The following is a 19,257-nucleotide window of genomic DNA, read 5'->3' as shown; positions in this document are numbered from 1 at the left end:
TAACTGTAACTGGTTCTCTCAGGGAGCCTTGCGTGGTGGACGGAACAGGCTGAGCGTGTGGGAGTAGGGCGTATGGATATTGCCGACCTTGTAGTCCATGCTGCCGTAGGTGACATGCATTCTCCACTTCTTGCCTTCTACGCGCAGTTCACCGCCGGCAAGATCGATCTCGGCTTCCAGTTCTATCCATTCCGGCGGGCTCCAGCTTGCCAGTAGCTGGTCGATCACTGTCTGTGGCAGGTTGATGATGTCGCATTGCTGCACCAGCGTTCTGCGGGCGCGGATGCTGCTCCCGGTAATGACTGCCTGGTCGTAACTGTAGCTGCAGCCGCCGGCTTCAATGACGTGGATGTCGATGTTTGTCGCACCTTCTTGTTGTACGTTATCGAAACCGACCGGGTCGTGTTGTTGCACCAGTGGTACTTCCTGCTCTGCCAGCAGGCGCCGTTCCTCTTCCAGGCGGGCTATCTCGGTTTCGGTGTTCTCTTCCCGGTAAACCTGTCCCTCGTAAAACCACGGCTCTTTCAGGCGCCGGAACTTCTCCTGCTTCACTATTTCATCCGTTTCCAGGTTGCGCCACTGGTAAACCTTGCTTGCTTGCAGGGTGGCGATCTCTTCATCGAGAGCGGTGATCCTGGCTGCGCGTGATGAGAGGGTGTCATCCAGTTCAGGTAAATCCTTTTCCCCGGCTGCATCGGGGGAGACGATTTTCCAGCGGTGTCCCTCGCCTGTTTGCCAGTCACCATAGATTTCACGGTCAATGTATTCGAGATCTTCTGCAAGAGTGGGTATAACAGGCTGTGCTGCCGGTTGGGCATCGACAGAAAAGAGGTTCTTGTCAGTATCATAGTGGGGCATGGTATCCGCCCGAAAACGTGCTTGGTAGGGTTCGACATATTCACTGCCGGGCTCTTTAACCAGGACCTGGAAATCTCCGTCAAATGGCTCCCACATCAAGTCAACAGTCGGCTCTGTTTCGGAATCTCCCAGCCTATGGCTCTTTTCCATGGTGCTAAAAGAGTCACTATGGAGTTTATTGAACTGCTCGCTTAATTGGCGCTGTTCATCATCTGACAAAGGAGCTCTTTCAAGTGAGATATAGAGTTTGTCCAGTGCTTCTTCGGTATCTCCCTCGCTGATCTGCAAGAGAAAGTGATTTAACGCCTCCGCTTCATTTGGTTTGCTTAAATCGATCTTCAGCAAGGCTGCTATTGAATCAGCAAGCTCGGGAAGGGTAATCTCTGACTGCGCCCAACGGTGTACACCATATTGTCGTAGTACCTGCTGGGCCTGCAGAATAGCCCATCCTCGTTCCTTGTCTGATGCAGCTTGTTTGAATTCAGAATCCAGTGACCGGTATAGCCCGGAGGCTAATGAGCTCAAGTGAGACGGAACGGCAGCAGCCTGTAGTTGAGGTGCTGCTCCAAGTAAAACAATTGTTACCCACGTCCTGAGTCTCTTCTGCATGCCCATTGCTTCATCTGGCGATTGAAAAAACGATCACTCATATTGCTTATTAACAGCATAGCAGTTAATGGTTGAATGCATTGTGCAAATAGAGACCTTCTTTGATGTATTGAGTAGGCTGATTACCCATTTAGTATAGACATACTCTATAGTGTAGAATCTGAAAAAATATAATTCTAAACAAAGGGAGTCTAAGTGACAGTAGCCTGGCTGGATAATCTCAATGTCCGTGCAAAGCTGTGGCTGTTCATGCTTGCTCCCATGGTGTTGATTCTGCTCCTGATCAGCAGTGGCATTCATCAGAAATGGCAGCAATATCAAAACAGTGTCTACACAGAGTGTTTCGCTGCAGTCACTTCTATTCTCGACACCTTGCTGCATGACTTGCAACAGGAGCGTGGTATCAGCTCCGGGTTTGTTTCGACCGGCAGAGAAGAGTTCGAGCGAGAAATGGTCGTTCTGCGCCAGGCAACAGACATGACAATCGCAAATCTACTCGAAAGAATAGAGATTGCCCGGAATTCAATAGCCAACCCAGATGTAGTCGAACTGCTTGATAACGTGATGCTGCAACTTGATGAGTTGCCGAAATGCCGTGATCTCGTCGATGCTGGAAAATCGATGGAGTTTCTGAAGCCCTACACAGACCTGAATGATGCCATTTTGCAGGTTTTCAATCATCTCGAACTGGTTAGCCAGGATTACGTTACATCGCGGCATGCAAATGCGCTTGCCCTGTTGCTGCAGCTTGAGGAGAAAGCCGGGCAGGAGAGAGGCTTGCTGATGAACAGTTTCTCTTCATCAGAGATGAGTCTGCAGGAGTTCCGCAGGGCCAATGGTTACGTAGCCCAGCAAGAAGTGTTGCACCAGTATTTTGAACTGGCGTCATATCCACGTTTTCACCATATGCTGCATGAAAAGCTTGAGCTGTCAGGTGAGAATCAATTCGAGAGGTTAAGAGCGGCAGCAAACCAGAGAGCGGAGCGCAATGCCCTGCTCAATCAGCTGCAGAGTCATATCGGTTACGGCGGCATGATCCATGATTTTAAAAACTATGTTATCCGTGGAGATGATGTCTACCGCGACAGTCTAATGGAGCGTGTCCGGAATGCAGAGAGGATTCTGCAGGAGTACAGGGGGTTGCCTGGCCTCACAGCTTATGATTTATACCACGTCACGACAATTCAGAACGTGATCAAGTCATACCGGGATCAGATGGATGTCATTCAAGCAATGTGGAATAACGAGGCAGATATCGGTGAAATAGACCGGAAAGTCAGGATTGATGACGCACCCGCCCTGCTAGCATTTGACTATCTTCGCAGCGGATACAGTGATATCGATCCATGGCAGTGGTGGAGTGTTGCCACACGTCGCATCGATGCCATGCATGATGTCAGCAAGGCAATCAATGAAGCCATCGACCAGCAGATCCAGGAGAGGCTGGCCGTCTCCCTGCAGAGGCTGACAATTTATATTGTTACCTTGCTCGTGATTGTTATTCTGGCCATCTATCTTGGTGTTACCCTGCAGCGCAGAGTGGCCGGGGTACTTGGAAACATGGCTGATGATATTGGACGTATGCATGAAAAGCAGAGATATGACAGGAAGCTGTCTGTCACTGGTAATGATGAGCTGGCAACGCTGGCAAATGCCTTTAATCTCCTGATGTCTGAATTGAATCAACGCCAGAAACAACTCCAGGAACAGGCGCGTACTGATCCCCTCACCGGAATCAATAACCGACGCCAGTTCTACAGGTTGGGCGAACCGGAAGTGGACCGTTCACATCGCTATGGGCGACCACTCTCGCTGTTGATTCTCGATGCGGACCACTTCAAACAAGTCAATGATACTTACGGGCACGGGGTTGGTGATCATATTCTCATCGCACTGGCTACCGGCCTGGAGCAGAGTTTACGCAGCTCGGATATTCCGGCTCGTTTTGGTGGTGAAGAGTTTGTTGTACTGATGCCGGAGACCCCATCCGATACCGCAAATGAGATAGCCGAACGTCTGCGTGCCATGGTGGCTGAACGTATTGTTGTCACCTCAACTGGCGAGAGAGTCAGTGTCACAATTTCGATTGGCGTCTCATCACTACAACCGGAAGACACGGATCTGGATCAGATGATCAAGCGTGCAGACAGGGCGCTTTACAGGGCCAAGGAAGCGGGACGTAACCGCGTCGAGTCACAGCTTTCGACTGACTGAGGCTGTCGCACACTGGCTGGTGGCGTTACACTTTTTTTACAAATTTTGACTTCAGCTGCATCTCGCCAATGCCCGGGATTTTGCAGTCAATATCATGGTCACCATCAACAAGACGGATATTCTTCACCCTGGTTCCAACCTTGACTACTGCGGATGATCCCTTGACCTTCAGATCCTTGATGACAGTGACACTGTCGCCATCGTTGAGCTGATTGCCATTTGCATCCGTAACACCGCTGCTGACGATATCCTCGACTTCATTCGCTGACCATTCATGACCACATTCAGGGCAGACGAACATACCGCCCTGTTCGTAAGTATATTCAGAATTGCATGCCGGGCAGTCAGGCAGGGTATCGCTCATGATATCTCCTCGATGTCAGGCTTGTTGATGGTCGAACCATCCTTAATTTCGTCTGGTTGCATTTCCATTTCCGTGAGGCAGTGTTTCGGGCGGAAAGAGCTGGAGGTTGCCTCTTCAAGACAGAGTCTCCAGCTTTCCGGTGGGTTCTCTGTCAGTAATGAACCGTTCTTGATGTACTGGAAGATTTCGTCATAGCGACGTATGGTCTCTTGGCTGACTCGACGGTATATGTGTGTGCGTGTCAATTCTGATGTGTGGCACAGACCTGCGGCGGCGATGATCTCCGCCGTGGCATGCACAGTTCTGCGGTGATAGCGTGCAACGCGTTCTCGCTTGTCACTGACCACGAGGCCGCGATAGAGAAGGGGATTCTGCGTGGCAACGCCTGTCGGACAGTGGTTGTTATTACACACCAGTGACTGTACGCATCCAAGCGCCATCATCATGCCCCTGCCGCTATTGCAAATATCCGCTCCCAGTGCAATGTTCTTTACCAGGTGGAAACCCGAGAAGATTTTTCCCGAGGCGATAAGACGAATCTGATCACGTATGCCAAATCCGGTCAGGCAACTGTCGACAAACGCCACTGATTCCCGCAGCGGCATGCCGATGGAGTTGGCAAACTCCAGTGGTGTTGCACCAGTGCCACCCTCGCCACCATCAATGGTAATGAAATCGGGTGTGAAACCTTTTTCTACCATCGCCTTGCATATGGCTACAAATTCGCTTTTGCGACCAATGGAGAGTTTGAATCCGATCGGCTTTCCGCCTGACAGTTCGCGCAGCTGCCGGATGAAATCGAGCAGTTCGATCGGAGTGCCAAATGCCGAGTGGCTGGGTGGTGAATTAATTAGTGTTCCGGGCTGTACGCCGCGTATTGCAGCAATTTCAGGTGTGTTCTTGTCGGCAGGCAGAATACCGCCATGTCCCGGCTTGGCGCCTTGCGATATCTTGATTTCAATCATCTTTACGTTCGGCAGCGTAGCCTTTTCGCGAAACGCCTCACTGGAGAAGTCTCCATTTTCGTCACGACATCCGAAATAGTTGGTTCCGATTTGCCACACCAGGTCTCCACCCGCTTCCAGGTGGTAAGGGCTGATGCCACCCTCACCAGTGTTGTGATAAAAGTTGCCCTTACGTGCTCCGCCGTTAAGGGCAAGAATTGCATTTTTGCTGAGGGCGCCGAAACTCATCGCGGAGATGTTGAAAATACTTGCATCGTACGGTTGAGTGCAATCCGGTCCACCGACCCGGATGCGCATATCCATATTCATCTCATCTGAATCGATCGCAGAGAGTGAGTGGCCGATCCACTCGTAACCGGTGCGGTAGGTATCGACGCGGGTACCAAATGGCACCGTTTCACGTTGCCCCTTTGCGCGCTGGTAAACGATACTGCGGAACATACGGTTCACAGGCGTTCCGTCAGTATCCGATTCGATGAAATACTGACGGATGAATGGTCGCAGCCACTCCATGATCCAGCGTCCGTGCCCAAACAGGGGGTAGTTACGTTTGAGCGAATGCCTGGTTTGCAACAGGTCATAGAGGCCGAGAGATATTAGTGGGAGGATGATCAGCAACAGCCACAAAGCCTGCGGCCAAAAATGCTGCAGAACAGCGATTGCCAATAGCGTTGAAATAGAAAAAAGGATGAATTTTGTATACATAGCTGAATGTCACCCCGTGAGGTTTTCAGTAGCAATACTGTTTCTGTTTTGTGTCACGAGCATGGCTCGACAGAAGTGCTGTTTAATTATTTAGTCTACTGTAAAAGTATGAGACCGGGTTTTATTTCTTAACTGACCTGGGTTGTTTGGAAAGAGTGGTTGTGAAACCCTGTAGACATAAATCTTATGTTTAGATAAACAATAGATTCAATATTATGGATGGTTACATGCTTGCAATTTGCAAGTGTGGGAGGCTGATTTGGAAAGCTACTATCATTTACTTGGTGTTGATCAGTCGGCAACAGTCGCAGCACTGAAAAATGCTTATCGCAGAGAGGCGATGAAGTGGCATCCTGACCGCAATGGTAACGAGGATGATACGCATGAGCGATTTGTACAGATCGCCGAAGCTTATCGTGTTCTCACGGATCCTGAAAAGAGACGTCAATATGACACGCAACACCTGCACACAGGTGGCAAGTATGGAACGCCCACCAATAAAAGAGAGTACCAGAAGGATTCATTCGACAGGCGTGAAAATGATAGGAAACAGGCTGATATCCTCTTCTGGGAGGTGATGCTGGAGCATGCACTTGGACTGAAAAACTCTGGGGTCTCTCCGGCAAAAATTTGCAAGGACCTCATCAACTCAGGCTGTAGTAAATCAGTTGCGCTAGCTATCGCCAAGCGGGTGAATTTGCCAATCACAGAGTTGCAGAAAATTTATGACTGAATCCAGATCGGTCTAAGTTGCGACACAATCTTTGTGTTCAGTTTCAATTCCGGTTTTGCCATCAATCAACACTGCAAGATGATGATCTCTGGCGATATCTGACCATGCACACATGGTATAAGTCATTCAGGTTTTTACAGGCCGATTTTTCTGAATTAACGTGATACCATCAATTTTGGAGTAGCTAATACTATACGGATGCCCTCTTTCTGAACAAGGAAACTGGTTGTCTTGAATATAGGTAATCATAAGCAATAAGGAGATGTGGCCAATATGTCAGAAGAGAGAGTTGATATCAGCATGCTAACGTCACTTGTGGGTGACAATCGCATGATGCATTGCAAGCTGTTTGAGTCATTTACCAAATCAACACCGCAAATCATCGAGGATATCAAGCAAGCTCATGAAAGACACGATGTGGATGCCGTGAGGCAACATGCGCACAAGATGAAGTCATCTTCACGCAGCATGGGAGCAAGCCAGTTGGCCGATCTGTGCGAGGGGCTGGAAAAGGCAGGAAAAGAGTCGCAGTGGGATCAGATTAACAGCCTGGTTTCACAGCTCGATGACAACTATTCTGCCGTCGCTTCCTGGATAGAGACGTACTGTTCAGCCTAAGATGCCTGGATGAGCAATCGATTGCACCACGAAAAGGAGTTCGCAGAGCCGATAACGGCCAAGGTCAGATGGGCGCAGCTTGACCTGCTGTTTAAAATCCTGCCTGCCAGCACCGTCGGTCACCTTGTGGCTGGTCCTCTTTTTGTTGCAGCCATGTGGCAGCAAAGCGAGTCAACACTTCCTCTGCTGGTCTGGTTGAGTATCCTGTATGTTTACGCCGGCATCAGGATACTGCTGGTTCCCAGTTATAAAAGGTCGGCACTTCAACACACGACCAACTATTGGGAAAATCTTTTTCTGACGGATTCTACTGTAGCTGGCCTGATATGGGGCGGGGCTGCGGTCTGGTTTTTCCCGGCCGGCGATCCTCTTTACCAGGTCGTGATCGCTTGCGCGATGATCACCATGGGAGCCGCGGCTGTCGGCAGTCATTCTTACATGCGCTTGCCACCGCTGGTATTTATCGGCTCGCTGTTCATTCCTTTCGGCATACGCCTTGCTATGGAGGGCACCCAACTGGCGTTGATATTTGCTGTCGTAATGCCGACAGTAGCTGTTTACCTGATAAAGACATCAAACGACATATACAAGGCAACAGTCGATAATATCAAGAGCAGGATCGAGGCAACTGAACGTGGCCGCCAACTGAGGGACAGTGGTGCGTTCCAGACTGCACTTCTGTCACAAATGGTTGATGCACTAATCACCATGGATGATAAAGGCAACATCGATCTTTTTAACCAGTCGGCAGAGAAGATGTTTGGGCGGACTGCAGAGGAGATGACAGGCGAACCAATCGGTTTGTTGCTTCAGTGCATGAATGAGGATGACGAATGCCAAAACCTGATCAATGGTGAGATCGGCCAAGCTTCTCTCGACAAGGTGATCAAGGTGAGTGGTAAGTCACCTGGTGGTTCACTGTTTCCCCTTGAAGTTGTTGGCACCCGCGTCACCATGCAAGATGGTGAGCGCTACAGCTTCCTGGTTCGAGATATCACCGAACGCAAGCGTTTTCAGCAGGAGTTGATTGACGCAAAAGAGAGTGCAGAGAAAGCAAGCCAGGTAAAGTCACAATTTCTCTCCAGCATGAGCCACGAACTGCGTACGCCGCTCAACGCCATAACGGGATTTGCACAGCTGCTTGAATTCAACAGGCATCTTGATGAGACAGGCAAAGCTAATGCGAATCAAATCCGCACAGCGGGAGAGCGCCTGCTTGAAATGGTCAACGATGTGCTCGATCTCTCCGAAATTGAATCAGATCAAATCGAACTGAGTTTGGAGCCTGTCCCTGTCAGTCATGTCGTGAGTGAGTGTATGGAGTCAATTCAGCAAGTTGCTGACGCACATGATATCTCGATGGAATTTGACACATCCGGTTGTGGTGCAGTGTGCGATACCTGTTATATCAAGGCTGATTACACTCGCTTGAAACAGGTGATCTTGAACCTGCTCTCAAATGCAGTTAAATACAACCGGAAACATGGAAAAATAGCTGTCACGTGCAAGGCGGTTGATAATAACCTGGTGCGAATAAAGATTAGTGATACAGGCCTTGGTATACCGCAAAAGCGGCAACACCGGCTGTTCGAACCTGTGATTAATTTGAACGTGAATCAAGAAGGGGGCCAGGGTATTGGTGTCGGACTGCTGGTCACTCGTCAGCTGGTCGAATTGATGGGGGGCTCTATCGGTTTTGAGAGTGTTGAGAATGAGGGTTCGACATTCTGGATCGAGTTTGCAGTAACTGACGCCGACTTTGCCCCGAAGCGTTATGAAGCAGGATGCGGTCCACAGGCCGATTTACCTGTTCAGGAATCAGATGTAACGAATATCAATATACTCGTAGCTGAAGACAACATGGCTAACCAGGACGTGATAAGGCAGCAAATGGAACTGCTGGGGATTCAAATTGATATCGCGGGTGATGGTCGGCAGGCACTGGAGATGATGAATAAGAAGGATTACGACATTCTTCTGACGGATCTGCAGATGCCTTGCCTGAATGGATATGAGCTGGCCTCGGAAATTCGTGAAAAGGAACAGTCCACAGGTAAACGCATATCGATTGCCGCGATTACTGCGAATAATACGGCGGAGAACCGGAAACGCTGTATCGAATGTGGTATGGATACCTTCCTCAGCAAGCCTGTGAGTCTGACGGAGTTGCAAAACATTATCGACGACTATCTCGGCAGGGGTGACACGGAGAGCGAGACCCAGTCACAGGAAATGGTTGAGGATTCGACTGACACGCGGGAGTTGATCGATTTCGGCATGCTCAATGACCTGGTTGGTGACAACCACGGTAGGCACTGCAAACTACTGGATTCATTTCTTGAATCTACCCCGGCCATTATCAGGGATATCTGTAGCGCACAGCAGGCACGCCTTGCTGACGATGTCAGGCAGCATGCACACAAGCTTAAATCTTCAGCACGGAGTATGGGAGCACATGGGCTTGCAAACAACTGCGCGGTGCTCGAATCTGCGGGGAAGGCGGCGCAGTGGGACCGTATCGACAGCCTGGTCTGGAGTCTGGACGAACAGTTTGCAAAGGTCGCCAGGAAGATCGCTCTTTACTGTGAGGCAGGCGAAACTGGCGCAATCAATGTGCAGTCTGAAGCAGTGCCTCAGGCACCGACTGTTCTGTTGGTCGATGATGATGAACTGATCATCGAGATTGGCACCATGACACTTAACGACCTGGGTGTAAGTGACGTCGAAACGGCTGTATCTGGTGTGGATGCACTTCGGGTGCTTGAAGTGCGCGCAGGAGAGATCGATGTTGTCATGTGTGACCTGAATATGCCGGAGATGGATGGCATCACATTTTTGCGTCATCTTTCTGAAACAGACTACAAGGGCGCCGTGATTCCTATCAGTGGCGAGGATGAGCGTATCCTGAAAATGGTTGGCAAGTTGGCATCTGAACATAATCTCAGGGTGCTGGGTGTGTTGACCAAACCGATCATGCCGGATGAGGTGAGCGGTTATCTCGACAAGCTGCACGAGATGCGGCAGGAAGTAGATCAGCAGGAGAAGCGGGTTGCCGGTACCAGTATCAATGTCAGTGTAGATGAGTTGCGTCATGCTATCGAGAATGATGAGCTGGTGGTCTACCTGCAGCCCAAGGTAAGTGTCAACACTCTTGAGGTGATCAGCGCTGAGGCACTGGTGCGTTGGGAGCACCCTGAAAAGGGCAGAATTTCACCAGACGACTTTATTACCATGGCCGAAGAGAATGGCCTTGTCGATGCCCTGACGCGTGTTGTCTACAGGCAGTCTCTCAGAAATCTCGCGAAACTCATTGCGGCAGGATACACGATCAAGGTCGGGGTCAATATCTCTGTTGAAACGCTCACTGATCTTGAATGGCCTGACTATGCAGTCGCCCAGGCCAATGAGGTCGGTGTTGATCCATCCTTCATCATCATGGAAATCACCGAGAGCCAGTTGATGAGCAATATCACCTCGGCCATGGAGATTCTGACGCGTCTCAGTCTTAACAAGTTTGCAATCTCTGTCGATGATTTTGGTACAGGGTACTCATCCATGGAGCAGTTGCAGCGCGCACCTTTTTCCGAACTGAAAATCGACCGCGCGTTTGTACACGGGGCATGCCATGACAATTCGCAACGTGCGATTCTTGAATCAAGTATCGACCTGGCCAGGAAACTTGACCTGGAGACCATTGCAGAAGGTGTCGAGAATCGCGAGGACTGGGATCTTGTTGCCGAGCTCTCATGCGACATGGTGCAGGGCTACTTCATTGCCAGGCCGATGCCAATTGACCAGATGTTGGAGTGGCTGGAAAAATGGGACAGGAAGTTGCCGTCCTGAGTCCGGTGAAGCGCAGATTCCCGGGTTGCGCAAGTTAACGCTCTACATCTGTATACAGTATACTGATACTTTAGCTCTTTAACGAGAGCAAGGACATGGAGAGGAACAATTATGGAATGGCATACATCTCAAGCAAGGATTCTGGTTGCCGAGGATAATGAGATAAACCAGATGCTTCTCGAGAAACAACTGGAGATGTTGGGTGTCGATGCCGATTTCGCTGATAATGGCGCGATAGCCTGGGAATCCCTGCAAACAGGCTCTTATGCCCTGCTTCTCAGTGATATCTCAGATGCCGTTGATGGATGGTTACGAACTGATCAATCGAATTCGTGAATCGGAACGACAGACGGGCGCTCACCTGCCGGTGATTGCCGTTACAGCTAATGCAATGGCTGATGATATAAAGAAATGCCTTGATAGTGGCATGGATGATTACATCAGCAAGTCGGCCCATCTTGATGACCTGCAGTTGAAGTTGGAAGCCTGGTTAAAATAAACGGATTGAAGAAATTTTCCCCGAATGAAACTAAAATGATAAAAATGATGGCATACTAGCGACTAGGAGCCGATAGTTTGCAGTAATGATGAGTAATAGGGTGATGCATGGCAAAAGATTACAGTAGAGATTATACGATCGTTATCGTTGAGGATGATCCTGAATCACAGCGCATGTTGACTGAGCGTCTCGATGAGATGGCAGTGCTGGTGATATTCAATACAACGGAAGAGGCATTCGTCTACTTTTCCAAGGGCTACAAGGCTAACCTGATTATCATCGATATCCTGATGCATGGCAGTAATATGGATGGTCTTGAGCTGTGTAACAAGGTTCGATCCATACCGGATTACACCCAGACTTCCATTCTGCTGCACAACGCACTTGGTGATCAGAACCTTGAAGCGCTGGCGCTCAAGGCCGGTGCTACCGATTTTCTTGAAAAGCCGATGAGTGCGACAAGGATGCGCATGCGTATCGCTGCACACCTGACTTCCACCTCGACAGCTGCTCCCGGTGCTACTGCTACTATCGTAACGGAGATGAGTAAAGCGTCTGATGAATTGACCAGCCTGATGAGTCGTGGTGCCTTTCATGACATGATGATGTTGGAGCTGAAACGTGCCGGCCGCCTGAAATATGCCGTGTGCCTGATGATGTTCCATATCGATAACCACGCTGATTACAACAACAGGTTCGGACATGTGACCGGTAATCGTGCGCTCATGTCCTTTGCGCGAGCGCTTAAATTCAGTTTTGAGCGTGTCGAGGAAGAGGTGTGTCGTTTTGACCGTGAGACCTTCGCTGCATTTACCTCAACGGTCGATCCCAAGCGCCTGATAGAATACGCAACCAAACTGGATGAGATCTTCAACGGGCTGACAATTCCTCATGATGACAGCTACCTGCCTCTGAGCATATCAACTGGTATCGCAATCGCCAGTTTTGGCAAAAGTCAGCAGATGCCCTTTATCAATGAGGCCCTGATCACCAAGATTAACGGTATTGCCCAGCGAAATATGTACGAGGCTCAGAGTTCAGAAGGGACCAAGCTCAAATATTCTGTTATCAAGTGCTGACAAGCATCTGACCGACTGATCCGAGATACAAATAAAAACACCCGCTGATGCGGGTGTTTTTATTGCTATGGAAGCCAGGCTTCTTACAGCTTAACCACCATGACAGGACAGTCAGCATTACCGATAACCCGCTCGGAAACACTGCCAATCAGCAGGCGGTCGAGACCTGTACGGCCATGACTGCCAAGGACGATGAGGTCAGCACCGTTCTCCCTGGCTGAAGCAACAATTGCCTCCGAAGGGGTACCAACCCGAACGTCAACCTTGACGTCCAATCCATTGCCTTTCATGAATTGATGTACCTTCTCGGCATGCACAATCGCATCCTCTTTGAGGCGTTCATCAACTGCAACAGAGACAATCGTAACCGGTGCGCTGCACTGTTTGACCAGATTCTGTACCGTGACGGCAGCAGCATCGCTGTAACGTGATCCATCGACAGGCAGGATAATGCCCTTGCCCTCGATTTTGCCGCCCTGGGGAACAACAAGAACATCGCTGTGAGTGTGGCCAATAACCTTCTCGGCCGTGCTGCCGACCATGGATCTAACCAGGTCGTTGGTGTCGCTGCGACCCATAACGATAATATCCATTGAGCTGTCTTCGGCCTGGTCAACGATCTCGGCAAAAGGCTCTTCACCATGTCCCAGCAGGATCTCACAGCTGACACCCACTGCTTCTGCCTGTTTGCGTACTTTCAGCAGACGATCGACAACAGCCTTTTTCTCAACATCGTGCATGGTGTTCTGACCAAGCGGTGACCCAAGGGTTGGCGTGGGCAGCACACTGAAGGCGAAGAGGTCGGCCTTGCAGCGAGCAGCGATATTGATTGCTTCTGCAGTCGCAGACTCACTGTGCTCCGAGTTATCTGTCACCAGCATGATGCGCTCAAGACGCCCCGTGGGCGAGAGTTGATGTTCTACAACATCAACTTCAGGTGCGCTGAAGGTGCCTGGTACGGCATTCTCGGCAGCCATCTTTGCACGGTGTTCCCGCATTCCCTTGATTAAGGCCTTGAAGACGATCACCGCACCTGTTGTCAACGCGAACAGCAGCAATCCAAAGCTAAGGTTCTTCAGTATAGTGATGGTTCCCGGTGCAAGAGGGTCAATTTCGCCCAGTTCTGAAAGATAGACAGGAATGACTACGGCACGGCTCATCAGGGCGATCATCATGATGACACCCATGACGATTTTAACCATGTAAGGCTTTACGTAAGTTGTTCCGATTGCGCCAAGCTGCACACCGAAAAGTGAGCCTGCGAGGATAATCATTGCAAGGCGGATATCAACATAACCTGCCCATGCAAATTTGATCGTGCCGCCCATGCCCATAATAAAAGCGATAACCAGTTCGGTGGCTGAGGCGATGAGACCGGGAACACCCAGTACGTACATCATTGCCGGTACACCGATAAAACCGCCGACCGCGATAGTGGCTGCGAGCATACCCGTTGCAAACCCGATCGGGATGGTGAAAAGTACGGAGATTTTCGCATCGATCGACTTGAAGTACATCATGGTGCCCGGGATGTGGACTGACTGTACCCATTCGGCGAGCTTGGTCTTCTTCTCTTCTTCAGGGTTCTTTGAATAGAACATCTTGTATGCATCACGCAATACATAAGCACCGACGATTGCCAGGACCACGACGAAGACCGAGGAGACATAGAGGTTTGAACCGGCCTTGCCGAAGAGTTCACGGATGGTTTCCTGTACCCCGGCGCCGTAAAGCACGCCAGCCTCGGCCGAGATGCCAAGCACGATACCCAGCTTGACATCAACCTGGCCAAACTTGTGGCGCTTCATTGCACCGACAAATGCCTTCGGGAATTTGTGTGCCATGTTGGAAGCAACGGCCATAATTGCGGTTACGCCCATGTTCATCATTGCAGGAGTCAGAACGAAAGCACCGCCGGAACCGATAAAACCACTCACCAGGCCACCAACAAAACCGATGAGGAAGAGCAGGATGACACTGCCTGCCGTCAAATCTATAAAACTGATATCCATTATATTCTTCCTTACTTCTTGGTGGTCTTGGCTTTAACGCCAAACATGTCCCAGAACTGGCCAGTGAAATTGCCGTGCACAATTGAGAAAGAGAAGGCAATCAACATGGGAATATAAAAGTTCCACTTACCTTCCTGGGAGAGTTCAAGAATATCCATCTCGAAGTGGTAGAGAAGGGCGTAAAGGATGATGCTTATCGTCCCGTAGATCAGAGTGCGTTTTACCGCTCTTCTGTGTTCGACTGACATAGATATGACTCCTGGCAAATGATTTAGCGGCAAAACAGAACGGGCATCTCTGCCTGGAGAGATGGCTGCTGAAGCTTCAACCTGAGAATGTGATGCGCTGCAGGGTCATGTTCGGGAATACGATCACACCACAAGGCAGGGGGGCACCAGGGCGCCTTGCTTGTTTCAACTCTGCTCAAATATGCATAGCAGGTGCACAAAACGCCCGGTGTGAAGCACTTCAAAATAGAAGGAACCGCTTCACACCCTTGTATTTCACGGGCGCATTTTGGGGATTAAACCCTTTATATTCAAATGAATTATAATATGCTAATATTCCGTGATGGAATATAAACAGCTACCGGACCTGAAAGCCCTGGCGACCTTGCGCGCCGTCGTTGAGCTGGGTGGAGTAGAGCAGGCCGGGCGTGCCATGAATGTTGGACAGCCGGCTGTTACCAAGCGTCTGCGTGCCCTCGACGAGAGATATGGCGTCACCCTGATGCAGCGCAAGGGGCGCAAACTGAGCCTCACTCCGGCCGGGGATCGTGTCTACAGTTATGCGCGGCTGGTTCTTGATCATCAAGGGCTTTTGCTTGATGACCTCAAGTTGTTGCGCGAGGGGCATGATCGACTGCGCCTTGAAGTCTCTTTCGCCATCGGCGAACACCTGTTGCCGGACCTGCTGCTGCAATTTGATGACGTCCATCCCGAGTACCGTATCCAGAGCCGTATGCGTTACTCAAGGCGTATCCAGACAAACCTGGCAACCGGCCTCGCAGACCTGGCACTGATGGAGCAGGCGCCCGATCATCCTGACATCATGGTGCAGAAGTGGCTGGATGATGAACTGGTGCTGGTGTGCGGATCCGGGCATTCCCTCTGTCAGAGCGAATCAATCACCATTGATGAACTGACTCGTCTCAAGTATGTTTTGCGTGAACCCCAGGCCTCTGTACGCGCCAACCTTGACGAGGCGCTAAGAAATATTGGCATTAACGAGATACCGGTTGCGATGGAAGTGGGCTCTACCGATACCATCGTGGAGATGCTAGATCACGGCAAGCATGTCAGCTTCCTGCCCTGGTTCGCGGTCGAGGAGGAGATTGAACGAGGCAGCCTTTGTCATATCAGGGTCAGCGGTTTTCGTATACTCAGGACACTCTGGATCGCCCGCCATCGTGACAACATCAACCATCCGGTTGCCGAGGCCTTCATCGCACTGATACGCGAGAAACAGAAAAGTGGCTGACAGCCTGTCATGACAGAATATCTATCGATCGGAATCTTGCTGGGAATCTCTGCAGGCGTTGCACCAGGTCCCTTGTTGACGCTGGTGATATCAGAAACGCTTCAACATGGTATGAAATCCGGCATCAAGGTTGCGCTCTCTCCACTTGTTACCGACCTGCCAATCATCCTGCTGACCCTGTTTGTTGTCGGACAGCTGGCTGAATTTCACACTCTCCTCGGAATCATCTCGCTTATCGGGGGCAGTGTGATTTTGTACATGGCTTACCAGGGCATGAACCCGAAAGTTCCCGTATCCGAATTGCCGCCGGAAGAACCAAGATCCCTGACAAAAGGAATACTGGTCAATGCCCTGAGCCCCCACCCGTACCTGTTCTGGTTCAGTGTGGGCGGTCCGATCATGAGCAAGGCGATGAATCTGAATATGGCAGCTCCATTCGCTTTTATTGGCAGTTTTTACATCCTGCTGGTCGGGTCAAAAATCCTGTTGGCGATACTGGTCGGGAAATCAAGATCTTTTCTGAGCGGTACTGTCTATATCTACACAATACGCCTGCTGGGTTTGGCATTATTCGTTCTGGCGCTGTTACTTTTTCGGGATGGCTTGATCCTGCTGGATGTCATTCATATCGATTAATGTTTTACTGGTCATCGAACCTGTTCGAAGTGTAATTAACCACGATGAGAAAATTTTCAGCAAACCTCGGATTCCTGTGGCAGGAGCTTCCACTGGCTGATGCCATCCGTGCTGCGGAGCGTGCCGGCTTTGATGCAGTTGAGTGTCACTGGCCATTCAGTTACGCCTCAGCCGATGTTCGTGAGGCGCTCGTACAGACGCAACTGCCATTACTGAGTCTGAATACCTGGGCGGGTGACAAGTCAAACGGCGACTTCGGTTTGTGTGCATTGCCGGGACGCCAAGATGAGGCCGTCGCGGCAATTGACGAGGCAGTCTCTTATGCGGCCGATGTTAACTGCAGGAGTGTCCATGTCATGGCCGGCGTTACGGACGCAGGCGCTGTGGCGGACCACGTCTTAAAAAAGCATCTCGACTACGCCTGCAGCAGGGCTGCAAGGCATGGTATCGGCATCCTCATCGAGCCGATTAATCAGCGTGACGTTCCTGGTTATCATCTTTCCAGGCTGGAGCATGCAATCGATATTATTGATGCTGTCGATTGTCCCAACCTGAAACTGATGTTCGACTGCTATCACATCGAAATTACCCATGGAGACCTGATGCGGCATCTGCAGCAGACGCTGCCTTACATCGGCCATGTGCAGATCGCTGCTGTGCCTGATCGCAGCGAGCCCGATAACGGAGATGTTGATTATCTGAAAATTCTTTCAGTACTCGATGCGATTGGATACGAGGGATATGTCGGTGCTGAGTACAAACCACGCCTGACGACAAGCACAGGTCTTGGCTGGCTTGATCTTCTTAAATAGTGCAAGGGCAGACAAGCTCAATCCTGCGCACTCAAACTTCACCGGCCGCTGCTGAAGTCTCCATCGCCACCACCGCTGCGAATCACTGTCAGGTAGCTGACAGGGGTCTCTGTTCCCTCTGCATGAAAGGTGTAACTGCCACCCCAGTAGCTGCCGAGGAAAACTGTCTGACCTGCCGGAAAAGCTTCCGGGTAGACATTGTTGCCCTTGATGGTTAATTCACCATCGCCGGACGGCATGACGAAATAGACAGCGCATGGCTCCTCCATGCAGATTGCAGAATCGCCGGGTCGCAGGGTCACTTTGTCGAAGTGGTTTCTGTTATCGGGATCAGCCTCTTTCACGTTGCCTTTTTCTGTTGGCAGAACACAGCCGCCGAGCAACATGCTCATAACGACCAAAACCAGTAATCTCTTCATTGTCTGTTACCTCTGCCTATATTCTAGACCCTTTGCCAGAAAGTGGGATTGTAGGAGCTCCGCCTCGGGGCTCCTGCAGCGTGATTTATTCAATCGTCTGGCGTATCCCGATCGGCTTCCATGCCGGTGCAATCACGTCCGGCATATCGGAGCGTTGCACCAGGATGCCGGGTGCGATTGAGAGTGCTCCGAACTTGCTGTTAATGGCATCCACGGTCCGGTTAAGGAGTTGCTTGCGGTTGTCCTCCACGGCAAACAGGTCAGGCTGAATCTGCATTTGAGCCGGGTTAAGCGCAGTGACCTGGATTTGTGAGATTCCCTCGCCGCGCCACTCATCGCGCAGGAATTCAATACAGGCCTCGTAGATGATATGGCTGTCATTTGTCGGCGTGGTCCTCACCTTGGTGCCGAGCCAGCCATAGTCTGTGCGCAAACCGAAAAAGAACAGCGACGCTTCCAGTTCATAATGACGCAGGCGTGCAGCGACCTTGACTGTCATGTGGCCGAGATAGGTCAGCACGACACGCCTGTCAGTCGTACCGGGTGGCATCACCTTGCCATGTCCGACAGATTTGGGGTCTGCAACCGTGGTGATAACGGGTTCAGGGTCCAGCCCCTGTGCCATGTACCAGATACGCCTGCCGGGATTACCGAAACGCCGTGCCAGTTCACTGATGGGAAGCTGCCTCATCTGGCCGCATGTTGTGACGCCACGCTGCTCAAGCCAGCCGCCGATGCCACGGTTGATACCGCACAGGTCTGTGACCGGCAGTGGTGCGAGAAAAGCAGCGGACTGCCAGGGCACCACCACGGTGATGCCTTTCGGTTTTTTCTGTTTTGCGGCAACTTTTGCGGTTGTTTTGTCGCCTGACAGTCCCACCGAGCAGGGCAGGCTGGAGGCATTCCATACCTGGCGCTGGATCATTTGTGCGAGCCACTCGGGATCGCGTTGCTGCAGCGGCAGCATATGTGTCAGGTCGAGGAAGGCTTCATCGACCGAGAAGATCTCGATATCCGGCGTAATGCATGCCAGTGCCCCCATGATTTTCGTTGAGACTTGCGCATAACGGCGAGGGCGCGCGGGGCGCTGGACGATCCCGGGACAGAGCTTGCGCGCCTCACGCAATCGCATACCGGTCCTGATGCCCTGCGCACGCGCCTCGTAGCTGGAGGTGATGATGCAGGTGCCCCTCTCGCCATTGGTGACGGCAACAGGCTGCTCGCGTAGCTGCGGGAAATCGAGCTGTTCAACGGAGGCGAAAAAGGCGTTCATATCGACCAGCGCGATAGCACGTGGCCAGTTGGAAATCGGCATCGGCGTTCTCTTTATGTTCTCTATTTTTATCATAGAGAATCATGGCGGGGGTATGCAAGCAGGTGAGACCAGAATATTGGCACTGGTTTTGCATATA

17 protein-coding genes are annotated in these 19,257 nt (G+C 50.9%); 10 read left to right on the top strand and 7 right to left on the bottom strand.

The features are described 5' to 3' along the window. Positions 1–18: 18 nt before the first annotated feature. Positions 19–1,467 (bottom strand): hypothetical protein, encoded by a 1,449-nt coding sequence (locus tag BOW06_RS09565; protein ID WP_144077461.1) that lies wholly within the window; start codon positions 1,465–1,467, stop codon positions 19–21. 195 nt (positions 1,468–1,662) lie between these two features. On the opposite strand from BOW06_RS09565, the gene BOW06_RS09560 reads away from it, so the two are divergent. Next, positions 1,663–3,681 carry a diguanylate cyclase gene (locus BOW06_RS09560; RefSeq protein WP_078462852.1) on the top strand — a complete coding sequence of 673 codons (2,019 nt, stop codon included), beginning with the start codon at positions 1,663–1,665 and terminating at the stop codon, positions 3,679–3,681. A 25-nt stretch (positions 3,682–3,706) separates the two neighbouring features. Here the strand turns inward: BOW06_RS09560 and BOW06_RS09555 are convergent, their stop codons facing one another. Both BOW06_RS09555 and BOW06_RS09550 read right to left on the bottom strand, forming a co-directional pair. Further along, entirely contained in the window at positions 3,707–4,045 is a 339-nt protein-coding gene (locus BOW06_RS09555; RefSeq protein WP_043117188.1) for a zinc ribbon domain-containing protein YjdM, read from the bottom strand. Further along, positions 4,042–5,715, bottom strand: coding sequence for an FMN-binding glutamate synthase family protein (locus tag BOW06_RS09550; protein ID WP_052132173.1), 1,674 nt, complete (start codon positions 5,713–5,715; stop codon positions 4,042–4,044). The genes BOW06_RS09555 and BOW06_RS09550 overlap by 4 nt, the downstream gene beginning before the upstream one ends. A 259-nt stretch (positions 5,716–5,974) precedes the next feature. On the opposite strand from BOW06_RS09550, the gene BOW06_RS09545 reads away from it, so the two are divergent. From BOW06_RS09545 to BOW06_RS09520, 6 genes are all read left to right on the top strand, one after another. After that, positions 5,975–6,448, top strand: a complete 474-nt coding sequence (locus tag BOW06_RS09545; RefSeq protein ID WP_143555843.1) for a J domain-containing protein — start codon at positions 5,975–5,977, stop codon at positions 6,446–6,448. Positions 6,449–6,721: 273 nt separating this feature from the next. Then, complete coding sequence (locus BOW06_RS09540) at positions 6,722–7,066, top strand: Hpt domain-containing protein (RefSeq protein WP_043117183.1); 345 nt, start codon at positions 6,722–6,724, stop codon at positions 7,064–7,066. Positions 7,067–7,075: 9 nt separating this feature from the next. After that, positions 7,076–10,909: an EAL domain-containing protein gene (locus BOW06_RS09535; RefSeq protein WP_078454705.1), complete on the top strand. Its 3,834-nt coding sequence runs from the start codon at positions 7,076–7,078 to the stop codon at positions 10,907–10,909. A 111-nt stretch (positions 10,910–11,020) separates the two neighbouring features. After that, on the top strand, positions 11,021–11,245 hold the full coding sequence (locus BOW06_RS09530) for a response regulator (RefSeq protein ID WP_043117182.1): 225 nt from the start codon (positions 11,021–11,023) through the stop codon (positions 11,243–11,245). Then, positions 11,211–11,408 carry a response regulator gene (locus BOW06_RS09525; protein WP_043117181.1) on the top strand — a complete coding sequence of 66 codons (198 nt, stop codon included), beginning with the start codon at positions 11,211–11,213 and terminating at the stop codon, positions 11,406–11,408. The genes BOW06_RS09530 and BOW06_RS09525 overlap by 35 nt, the downstream gene beginning before the upstream one ends. Before the next feature lie 107 nt (positions 11,409–11,515). Continuing rightward, positions 11,516–12,487: a GGDEF domain-containing response regulator gene (locus BOW06_RS09520; RefSeq protein WP_043117179.1), complete on the top strand. Its 972-nt coding sequence runs from the start codon at positions 11,516–11,518 to the stop codon at positions 12,485–12,487. A gap of 83 nt (positions 12,488–12,570) precedes the next feature. Here the strand turns inward: BOW06_RS09520 and BOW06_RS09515 are convergent, their stop codons facing one another. Continuing rightward, positions 12,571–14,499, bottom strand: a complete 1,929-nt coding sequence (locus tag BOW06_RS09515; RefSeq protein WP_078453163.1) for a TSUP family transporter — start codon at positions 14,497–14,499, stop codon at positions 12,571–12,573. An 11-nt stretch (positions 14,500–14,510) separates the two neighbouring features. Further along, positions 14,511–14,747 carry a hypothetical protein gene (locus BOW06_RS09510; protein WP_043117178.1) on the bottom strand — a complete coding sequence of 79 codons (237 nt, stop codon included), beginning with the start codon at positions 14,745–14,747 and terminating at the stop codon, positions 14,511–14,513. Positions 14,748–15,069: 322 nt separating this feature from the next. Between BOW06_RS09510 and BOW06_RS09505 the strand changes: the two genes are divergently transcribed. Genes BOW06_RS09505 through BOW06_RS09495 form a run of 3 tightly spaced genes read left to right on the top strand, consistent with a single transcriptional unit; the run spans position 15,070 to position 17,426 of the window. After that, on the top strand, positions 15,070–15,978 hold the full coding sequence (locus BOW06_RS09505; protein ID WP_078453162.1) for a LysR family transcriptional regulator: 909 nt from the start codon (positions 15,070–15,072) through the stop codon (positions 15,976–15,978). Between the two features lie 9 nt (positions 15,979–15,987). Beyond that, positions 15,988–16,614, top strand: coding sequence for a LysE family translocator (locus tag BOW06_RS09500; RefSeq protein WP_078453161.1), 627 nt, complete (start codon positions 15,988–15,990; stop codon positions 16,612–16,614). A 44-nt stretch (positions 16,615–16,658) separates the two neighbouring features. After that, positions 16,659–17,426 carry a hydroxypyruvate isomerase family protein gene (locus BOW06_RS09495; protein ID WP_043117173.1) on the top strand — a complete coding sequence of 256 codons (768 nt, stop codon included), beginning with the start codon at positions 16,659–16,661 and terminating at the stop codon, positions 17,424–17,426. Between the two features lie 38 nt (positions 17,427–17,464). On the opposite strand, the gene BOW06_RS09490 is transcribed toward BOW06_RS09495, so the two are convergent. After that, positions 17,465–17,845 carry a hypothetical protein gene (locus tag BOW06_RS09490; protein WP_043117172.1) on the bottom strand — a complete coding sequence of 127 codons (381 nt, stop codon included), beginning with the start codon at positions 17,843–17,845 and terminating at the stop codon, positions 17,465–17,467. Between the two features lie 85 nt (positions 17,846–17,930). Then, positions 17,931–19,160, bottom strand: coding sequence for a DNA polymerase Y family protein (locus tag BOW06_RS09485; protein WP_043117171.1), 1,230 nt, complete (start codon positions 19,158–19,160; stop codon positions 17,931–17,933). Positions 19,161–19,257 lie beyond the last annotated feature (97 nt).

This window comes from Solemya velum gill symbiont, from assembly GCF_002020255.1.
Classification (GTDB): Bacteria; Pseudomonadota; Gammaproteobacteria; order Chromatiales; family Chromatiaceae.
The sequence above is the reverse complement of the archived record's forward strand: the minus strand, read 5'-3'. Positions and strand labels throughout refer to the sequence as shown.